Origin of the sequence: Embleya sp. NPDC056575 (assembly GCF_042793325.1) — a bacterium.
Classification (GTDB): Bacteria; Actinomycetota; Actinomycetes; order Streptomycetales; family Streptomycetaceae; genus Embleya.
In genome coordinates this window covers 274231-281786 of record NZ_JBHTVA010000004.1, presented here as the reverse complement: position 1 = coordinate 281786, position 7556 = coordinate 274231, and the positions used below count along the sequence as shown (strand labels likewise).

Below are 7556 nucleotides of genomic sequence, written 5' to 3'. Positions count from 1 at the left end.
CGCCCACGCGGCGCGGGGGCAAGTAGCCCGCCCGGGTCGGGCTTCGGGGTAACCGGAATGACGGGGGCGGGTGGTCTGCCCTACGGTTCGGCGGATGCATCCCCACTTCGACGCGGCGAATGAAGCGGACGAGCCGGACGAGTCGAGCGCTGTGCGCGACGTGGTTGTTCGGTGTGCCGACGACCGGGATACCCGGATATGTCTTCGGGACGCGTTCAGCCCGGACGACGAGGTCGCCGTCGCGCACTCCCCGGCGTCGCGACTGGTGAACTACACGGTCGAGTTGTGCGGGCCGGGGCTGGCCGCGCGTCTGGAGCGGGTGGTGGGCTGGAGTGGTGAGGCGACCGAGATCGACGGCTTTTTGACGGACCTCGCCCGGGACTTCGGGGGATGGGACGGTGAGCGGACCTGGCGTACGGACGATCGGGATCTGACCGTCAGGGCGGTGTTCCGGTCGGGGGGCCGGGTGGAGCTGACCTGGGAACTGCGGCCGTGGCGTAGCGCCGACGGCCGCTGGACCGCCTCGGCGACGACGGTGTTGGCGGCGGGGGAGCAGTTGTCGGTGCTGGCGGCCGATGTCCGGCACTTCCTCGCCGGCGCGGGAGGGTGACCGCGCCACGGCGGTCGCGCCGGTGCCGACGCGAGCCGCCCGCGCCGAACGCGGCGACGCGCCCGGCCGCCCCCGCTCACCCGTGTTCGGTGAACGCTTCCGTGATCGCGGCGCGATCCGCGCCCGATGCGAGGAGCAGGCGCAGCAGTACGCGGGCCTTGTACGGGTCGAGCAGGCCGCCGTCGAGCAGGCCGCGGCGTTGCAGGTCGGTCTCCGAACCGATCGCGCCGTAGGTGTGGCGCAGCACGGGGCCGGCGCCCGTGCGCGAGGTCAGCACGACCGGGATGTGTTCGGCGAGCGCACCCAGCGTCGGGGCGAGCGCCGACGAGACGTGGCCGACGCCGAATCCGGCCACCACCAGCCCCCGATGGCCGCCCGGGAGGCCCGCGAGCAGCGCGCCGTCGTCGTCGAAAGTCGCCGGGTACAGCGCCACGCGGGTCTCGGCCAGGGCATCGGCCGGGGGCGTCGGCAGCGGGGTGTGTCGTGGGGGAGCGGTCAGGATCCGGACCCGCTCCTCGACCACCCGGCCCAGCGGCCCGGTGTCGGGCGAGGCGAACGCGCTCGTGCTGCTGCTGTGTGTCTTGCGGACCCGGCGTGCGGCGTGGATCTCGTCGCCCAGGACCACCAACGCGCCGAGCCCGCGCGCCGGTTCGGCCGCCGCGACCCGCACGGCGGCGAGCAGGTTGGCCGGCCCGTCGGGGCCCGCCAGGGTCGGGTTGCGCATCGCCCCGGTGAGGACGAACGGCTCCGGGTGCGGCCACACGAGGTCGACCAGGTAGGCGGTCTCCTCCAGGGTGTCGGTGCCCTGGGTGACCACAACGCCCGCAGCGCCTTCGGCGACCGCGCGCGATCCGGCGGCGACCACGTCGAGGATCCGGGCGAAGGTCAGGTCGGCGCTGGGTACGGCCCGCACGTCCTGTACGCGCAGCCGCACGCCCGACTCGGTCAGGCCGGGAACGGCGGCGGTCAGGTCCGCGCCGGTGAGCCGGCTCACCACCGGACCGGCGGCGGACCCGTCGGTGCCCGCCATGGCGATCGTGCCCCCGAGCGTGAACAGCGCGACGTGCATCGGTCGGACCTTCCCGTGGATCACTGCGATGGACCCGGACACGGTATCCGCCCGCGCCGAGGACCGGCCCCCGCCCGGCCCGCCCGTCGGCGGAGGTCTCGGCGATCGGGGCACACGTGAAACGACCCCGAGGGACGTATGTCCACTCGGGGTCGTCGGGTGCTCTTCGGTGCCGTCGTGCGACGGTGCCGCTCCTCGGGCCGGATTCGACATCGTGCGGTCGGGCCGGCCTGCGGGTCGGGGGTCATCGCCGCCGTCACCGGGTGAGCAGTTGCAGGTTCCGACGCATGCGCAGCGACTCGATCGCCGCGGCGCTCTGTACCGCCTCCTGCTGCACCCGCTCGGCCCGACGGGCCTTTGCGGCGGCGCGCCGGCTGCGCAGGGCCGCCACGACCATCCGGTCCCGACTGGCGGCGGTGAGAAGCTCCTGCTGACGGTTCTTGTAAAGCTCGTACTCGATCACTGTGTCCACCTTCTGCTACTTCGACCCGGTCTCCCCGGCTCGTGGTAACAGCTTCGCGCCCCAGTGGGGGTCGGGACATGAGGCGGATGCCGCATCTATCCGGGGATCCGTCGCCCCCCGGATACCTAAGCCGATCCGAGCCGGCCTAAGCCGACGTAAGGTCGCCTAAGGTTGCCTAAGGTCCCCTGAGGCGGGCTCGCCGGGACGCTCACGACAACACCCTGACCTGGGCAAACGCCAGGCTTACGACACCTGCGGTCGTTCGGTACGGGCGGGCGGGGAGGACTCCGCCGGCACCGGCCGGGATCCGGTCCGCCAGGATGGGCCCATGGCGTCGATCGTGTTGGCATCGCTCACCGTGGACTGGATCCCCGTCGCGCATCGCATGGAGTTGCTGCGCTGCGACGAGGTGCCCGCCGGCTACGCCGTGACCACCGGCTTCGTGTTCGCCGTGGACGCGCCGGGACGTACGTTGCTCACCCGGGTCGACCGGCCGGGGCGCGGCTGGGAGGTGCCGGGTGGGCACCTGGATCCGGGCGAGACGCCGGCCCTGGCGGCGGCGCGGGAACTGGCCGAGGAGACGGGGCTGCGCCTGGACGCGGGCCGGTTGACGCTGCTCGGCGGCCAGCGGATCACCCTGTCGGAGCCGCCGCCGGCCGGCTATCGGTATCCGGCCAGGGCGTTCCAGGCCTTCCACGCCGTGCGGCTGCCCGACCCGGGCGCGCCCACCCGCCCGGAGCCGGGCTCGGAGTGCGGGGCGGCCGAGTGGGTCGGGCGGGCCGAGGTCGCCGACCGTTGCCCGGGCGCCGCGTGGCTGCCGCTGCACGCGACGATGTTCGACTGACCGGGGGCCGCCGCGCCCGACGCCCGGCCCGGCCCACCTCCGCGCCGTGTCCGACGGCCGGGCCGGCCCACCCCCCCCCGCCGCACAGCCGGGCCGAAACGGGCTAATCTGCACCGATGATCACCGTCTCCACCGCCAACGTGAACGGGCTGCGGGCCGCGGCCGGCAAGGGCTTCACCGAGTGGCTGGGCGCCACCGAGGCCGATGTGGTGTGCCTTCAGGAGGTACGGGCCACGCCCGACCAGCTCAGCGACGAGGTCCGCGACCCCGAGGGCTGGTACGCCTACTACGCGCCCGCCACCGCCAAGGGCCGGGCCGGCGTCGCGGTGTACAGCCGGATCCGGCCGAGCGCGGTGCGGATCGGCTTCGGGTCGGCCGAGTTCGACGCGTCCGGGCGGTGGATCGAGGTCGACCTGCCCAAGGTGACCGTGGCCAGCCTCTACCTGCCCACCGGCGAGGCGGAGACGCCCAAGCAGGAGGAGAAGAACCGGTTCATGGCCGACCTGCTCGCGCACCTGAAGGTGATGCGCGCGACGGCCGCGATCGGCGGGCGCGAGTCGCTGGTGTGCGGGGACTGGAACATCGCGCACACCGAGCACGACATCAAGAACTGGAAGGGCAACGTCAAGAAGTCCGGGTTCCTGCCCGAGGAGCGGGCCTGGCTCACCGACCTGTTCGGCGCGGCCGACTGGCACGACGTGGTCCGCCGGATCCACCCCGAGGGCCCCGGGCCGTACTCGTGGTGGTCGTACCGTGGCAAGGCGTTCGACACCGACGCCGGGTGGCGGATCGACTACCACGTCGCGACCCCGGAACTGGCCGACGTGGCGCTGACGGCGGTGACCGAGCGGGCGGACAGCTACGACGCGCGCTGGTCCGATCACGCGCCGGTGACGGTGGCGTACGACATCTGAGCGGGGGCGGGTCCGCACGGCATCCGCCCGGGCCGGCCCCTACGACATCCGCGCCGGTTCCGGGATCGGGTCGGGGTCCGTGCCGGGTGCGTTCGGCGTGCCGTGGAGCGTTTCGCGGCGCCGCCGCATGGCCTTCGTATGGCATTCGTCGCAGCACCACGGAGTGACCGGCATCGCCATCAATTCGGCCATCCGGGCGCGGGTCGTGTCGTCGGCCGGGGTGTAGACCATCATCCGGGTCTCCGGGACGTTCAGCTGCAACCGGGTGGCCGAGAGATCCAGCCGGCCCACCGCGACATGCAGGAGCCGCTTGATGTGCCGACTGCCCGAATTGACCTCACGGCGGGCCCACAGTCGGGCGAACTCCGGGCTGGCGTCGGCCAGTCGGCTGACGAACGACTCCCACTCCGGCTCACCGACGTGCCGGGCGAACGCGGTCTGCAACTCGGCGACCATGCGCGGTTCCTCGAAGGCCCGGTCGATGAACGGATTGCACGTCTCCCGCGACGTGAACGTGGCCCAGATCGCGTTGCGTTCCTCGATCGGCATGTCGGCCATGCTCGGAAACAGCCTGGAGTACGCGCCGTTCCAGGCCAACACGTCGTAGCGGGCGTTGTACACCGCCGCCGGATGCGGGACCAGCGTGTCCAGGATCTCCTGGATCTCCGCCGGCAGCGTCGCCCCCGGCGGAGGCGCGACCTCCCAGGGCACCTGCGCGAGGCGGTACAGGTGGGTGCGCTCGGCCGGGTCCAGACCCAGGGTGCGTGCGACCGCGTCCAGCACCTGGATGCTCGCGTTGATCGGCCGACCCTGTTCGAGCCAGGTGTACCAGGTCACCCCCACCCCGGCGAGCAGCGCCACCTCCTCGCGGCGCAGCCCCGGCGTGCGTCGGCGCAGACCCGGTGGCAGGCCGACCTCCTCCGGGGTGCGGCGCTCGCGCCGACTGCGCAGGAACGCGCCCAACTCGGTGCGCCGGCTGGCGGTGTTGGTGCTCATGCGGCCATCCTCGCCGCTCCCGGGCCGGGCTGCCAGGTGCTCTCGGTACCAGGATCGACAGGCTCTCGGCAACAGGATCGCCGCCCCCGCACGCTCCTTGCATGACCACGACAACAGCCGCGCCGGCCACGGCGCGGCGCGCCCATCCGCTCCTGCTGACGGCGTTGCTCACCGCACAGTTCATGGCCCTGCTCGACACGTCGGTCGTCAACGTCGCCGGCCCCACCATCCGTACCGATCTGGACACCAGCGGCGCGGGTCTGCAACTGGTCGTCTCCGGCTACACCATCGTCTACGCGATGCTCATCGTCACCGGCTCCCGGCTCGGCGGACGGCACGGTTTCCGCCGGGTCTTCGGCGTCGGCCTGGTCGTCTTCACCGCCGCGTCGCTGGCGTGCGGGCTCGCCTGGGACGACACATCGCTGATCGCGGCCCGCGCCGTCCAGGGCGGTGGCGCCGCGCTGATGGTGCCCCAAGTGCTCAATCTGATCCAGGCGACCTACGCCGGGGCCGACCGGGCCCGGGCGATGGGGCGCTACGCCGCGACCATCGCCGGTGGCATGGTCGCCGGGCAGGTGCTCGGCGGACTCCTGGTCAGCGCCGACCTGTTCGGGTTGTCCTGGCGGCCGGTGTTCCTGATCAACATCCCGGTCGGGATCGTGCTGTACGTGCTCGCGCGGCGGGTGCTGCCCGACGGCGGGATCCCCTCGGCACGCGGCCTGGACCTGCCCGGTCTGGCCCTGCTCGCCCCCGCCCTGCTGGCCCTGGTCGTCCCGCTGGTGATGGGGCACGAGTTGGACTGGCCGACCTGGGGGTGGGTGAGCCTGGCCGGATGCGTGGTGTTGTTCGTGCTGTTCGGGTTCGTCGAACGGCGTGCGTCGCATCCGCTGATCCCGGCGTCGTTGTTGCGGGTGCCCGGGGTGCTGCCGGGGGCGGTGACGCTGCTGCTCGCGATGACGGCGTTCGGCGGGTTGATGTTCTCCACCGCGCTGTACGTCCAGGGCGGCCTGGGCTACTCGGCGCTGGAGGCGGGGTTGACCTTCATCCCGGCCTCGCTGGTGTTCGCGACGGTGTCGCTGCGCTGGCAGGTGTTGCCCGCCGCGTGGCATCCGCGGTTGCCGATGATCGGGATGCCGATCGGCGCGCTCGGCTTCGCGGCCAACGCGTGGACGTTCCGCACCGGGCAGCCGCTGCCGGTGCTGCTCGCCACGATGGCGGTGGGCAGTTTCGGTCTCGGGGTGGCGTACAGCCCGGTGATGACGCTGGCGCTGCGCCGGGTGCCGCTGCCGCAGGCGTCGGACGCGTCCGGCCTGATGGTGACGATGATCCAGCTCGGCCAGGTGCTCGGGGTGGCCGTGTTCGGCACGCTGTACCTGTCGGTCGGCGGCGGCTTCCACCGCGCGGGCGAGGTGACGGCGTTGTGGATCGCGGCGACGGTGTTGCTCACCACCGTGCCGGCGGCGCGACTGCGTCGGTGAGCTTCGGGGGCCGCGGGGGTGCCCCCGATGTTCGTCGACGAGGTCCGGGCCGCGGCGGATGTCATCCGGTGTTCGCCGCGGCCTCAGCCGCGTCCTGGGCGGCCAGGACGCGGTGGCCGTATTCGAGGGACCACTCGCCCAGCGCCCGGAAGGGGACCAGGAGGGATGCGCCCAGGTCGGTCAGCGCGTACTCGACGCGCGGTGGCGCCTCGGCGTAGGTTCGGCGGTCCACCAGGCCGTGGTATTCGAGCCGGCGCAACGTCTCGGTGAGGACCTTCGCGCTGATCCCGCCGATCCGCGCGGCCAGCGCGCCCGGCCGCATCGGGCCGTCGGCCAGCGCGTAGACGACCACGCTGTTCCAGCGGTTGGTGAGCAGGTCGAAGGCGACGCGGGCGCGGCAGTCGGCGACGTACTCGCCTTCGTGCTCGGTCATGGCACCCATTCTCACCCGGTCGTTACTTACCGAACGGTGTGCATCGGCGCGCCTAGCGTCGTGGGGTCGGAAAGACACACGTCGTAGGTCGTATGGGGAGAAGCGCGATGCGAATCGGAATACTGGGTGCGGGCAACATGGCGGCGGCGCTGGGGGCCAAGTGGGTCGGGGCCGGGCACGACGTGCTGGTCGGGGCCCGGTCGGCGGAGCGGGCCGCGGTGCTCGCCGAGCGGATCGGGGCGCGGGCGGGCACGTTCGCCGAGGCCGCCGGGCACGGGGAGGCGGTGCTGGTGGCGGTCGGGTACGCGGCGGTCGGTGAGGTGGTCCCGCCGCTGGCGCCGAGCCTGGTCGGCAAGGCCCTCCTCGACTGCTCGAACCCGATCGTCCCCGGACCGGGCGGCCTGATGTTGAGCACGGACGGCGGCCCGGCGGCGGCCGACGCGCTCGCGGCGGCGGCGCCCGGGGCGCACGTGGTCAAGGCGTTCCACCTGGGCGCGGCCGAGGTGTGGGCGGGCCCGCATGCCACCGGCCTCGGCGTACCGCTGTGCGGTGACGACCCGACGGCGCTGGCCGTGGCACAGACCCTGGTCGCCGACATCGGATCGGTACCGCTGCCGGTCGGCGGCCTGGACCGAGCGGGATACCTGGAGGCGACCGCGGCGATCGTGATCGGCATGTGGTTCGCCGGCCAGGACCCGAGGGCGATGTTGCCGCTGCCGGAGAACGCCCACGGGTAGACCGACCCCGTT

9 protein-coding genes are annotated in these 7556 nt (G+C 73.0%); 5 read left to right on the top strand and 4 right to left on the bottom strand.

What is annotated here, in order from left to right; genetic code table 11:
- The first annotated feature begins 94 nt into the window (after positions 1 to 94).
- Positions 95 to 610, top strand: coding sequence for a DUF6228 family protein (locus ACFRCG_RS04780; RefSeq protein WP_380028783.1), 516 nt, complete (start codon positions 95 to 97; stop codon positions 608 to 610).
- A 76-nt stretch (positions 611 to 686) separates the two neighbouring features.
- Here the strand turns inward: ACFRCG_RS04780 and ACFRCG_RS04775 are convergent, their stop codons facing one another.
- Together ACFRCG_RS04775 and ACFRCG_RS04770 are read right to left on the bottom strand one after the other, a co-directional pair.
- Positions 687 to 1679 (bottom strand): asparaginase, encoded by a 993-nt coding sequence (locus ACFRCG_RS04775; protein ID WP_380028781.1) that lies wholly within the window; start codon positions 1677 to 1679, stop codon positions 687 to 689.
- A 256-nt stretch (positions 1680 to 1935) separates the two neighbouring features.
- A complete protein-coding gene (locus tag ACFRCG_RS04770; RefSeq protein WP_380028778.1) occupies positions 1936 to 2151 on the bottom strand; it encodes a hypothetical protein in 216 nt (71 codons plus the stop codon).
- Positions 2152 to 2470: 319 nt separating this feature from the next.
- Between ACFRCG_RS04770 and ACFRCG_RS04765 the strand changes: the two genes are divergently transcribed.
- Positions 2471 to 2986 (top strand): NUDIX domain-containing protein, encoded by a 516-nt coding sequence (locus ACFRCG_RS04765; RefSeq protein WP_380028776.1) that lies wholly within the window; start codon positions 2471 to 2473, stop codon positions 2984 to 2986.
- Positions 2987 to 3102: 116 nt separating this feature from the next.
- Positions 3103 to 3900, top strand: a complete 798-nt coding sequence (locus tag ACFRCG_RS04760; RefSeq protein ID WP_380028773.1) for an exodeoxyribonuclease III — start codon at positions 3103 to 3105, stop codon at positions 3898 to 3900.
- A 39-nt stretch (positions 3901 to 3939) separates the two neighbouring features.
- On the opposite strand, the gene ACFRCG_RS04755 is transcribed toward ACFRCG_RS04760, so the two are convergent.
- Complete coding sequence (locus tag ACFRCG_RS04755) at positions 3940 to 4896, bottom strand: helix-turn-helix transcriptional regulator (protein WP_380028772.1); 957 nt, start codon at positions 4894 to 4896, stop codon at positions 3940 to 3942.
- Between the two features lie 101 nt (positions 4897 to 4997).
- Here ACFRCG_RS04755 and ACFRCG_RS04750 point away from each other — a divergent pair, with 101 nt between their 5' ends.
- A complete protein-coding gene (locus tag ACFRCG_RS04750; protein ID WP_380028770.1) occupies positions 4998 to 6374 on the top strand; it encodes an MFS transporter in 1377 nt (458 codons plus the stop codon).
- A 61-nt stretch (positions 6375 to 6435) separates the two neighbouring features.
- On the opposite strand, the gene ACFRCG_RS04745 is transcribed toward ACFRCG_RS04750, so the two are convergent.
- On the bottom strand, positions 6436 to 6807 hold the full coding sequence (locus tag ACFRCG_RS04745) for a winged helix-turn-helix transcriptional regulator (protein ID WP_380028768.1): 372 nt from the start codon (positions 6805 to 6807) through the stop codon (positions 6436 to 6438).
- A gap of 107 nt (positions 6808 to 6914) precedes the next feature.
- Here ACFRCG_RS04745 and ACFRCG_RS04740 point away from each other — a divergent pair, with 107 nt between their 5' ends.
- Entirely contained in the window at positions 6915 to 7544 is a 630-nt protein-coding gene (locus tag ACFRCG_RS04740) for an NADPH-dependent F420 reductase (protein WP_380028766.1), read from the top strand.
- Positions 7545 to 7556 lie beyond the last annotated feature (12 nt).

Coding starts and splice junctions, on each gene's coding strand:
- ACFRCG_RS04780 (WP_380028783.1), top strand. CDS start 95: ATGCATCCCCACTTCGACGCGGCGAATGAAGCGGACGAGCCGGACGAG.
- ACFRCG_RS04745 (WP_380028768.1), bottom strand. CDS start 6,807: ATGACCGAGCACGAAGGCGAGTACGTCGCCGACTGCCGCGCCCGCGTC.
- ACFRCG_RS04740 (WP_380028766.1), top strand. CDS start 6,915: ATGCGAATCGGAATACTGGGTGCGGGCAACATGGCGGCGGCGCTGGGG.
- ACFRCG_RS04760 (WP_380028773.1), top strand. CDS start 3,103: ATGATCACCGTCTCCACCGCCAACGTGAACGGGCTGCGGGCCGCGGCC.
- ACFRCG_RS04775 (WP_380028781.1), bottom strand. CDS start 1,679: ATGCACGTCGCGCTGTTCACGCTCGGGGGCACGATCGCCATGGCGGGC.
- ACFRCG_RS04755 (WP_380028772.1), bottom strand. CDS start 4,896: ATGAGCACCAACACCGCCAGCCGGCGCACCGAGTTGGGCGCGTTCCTG.
- ACFRCG_RS04750 (WP_380028770.1), top strand. CDS start 4,998: ATGACCACGACAACAGCCGCGCCGGCCACGGCGCGGCGCGCCCATCCG.
- ACFRCG_RS04765 (WP_380028776.1), top strand. CDS start 2,471: ATGGCGTCGATCGTGTTGGCATCGCTCACCGTGGACTGGATCCCCGTC.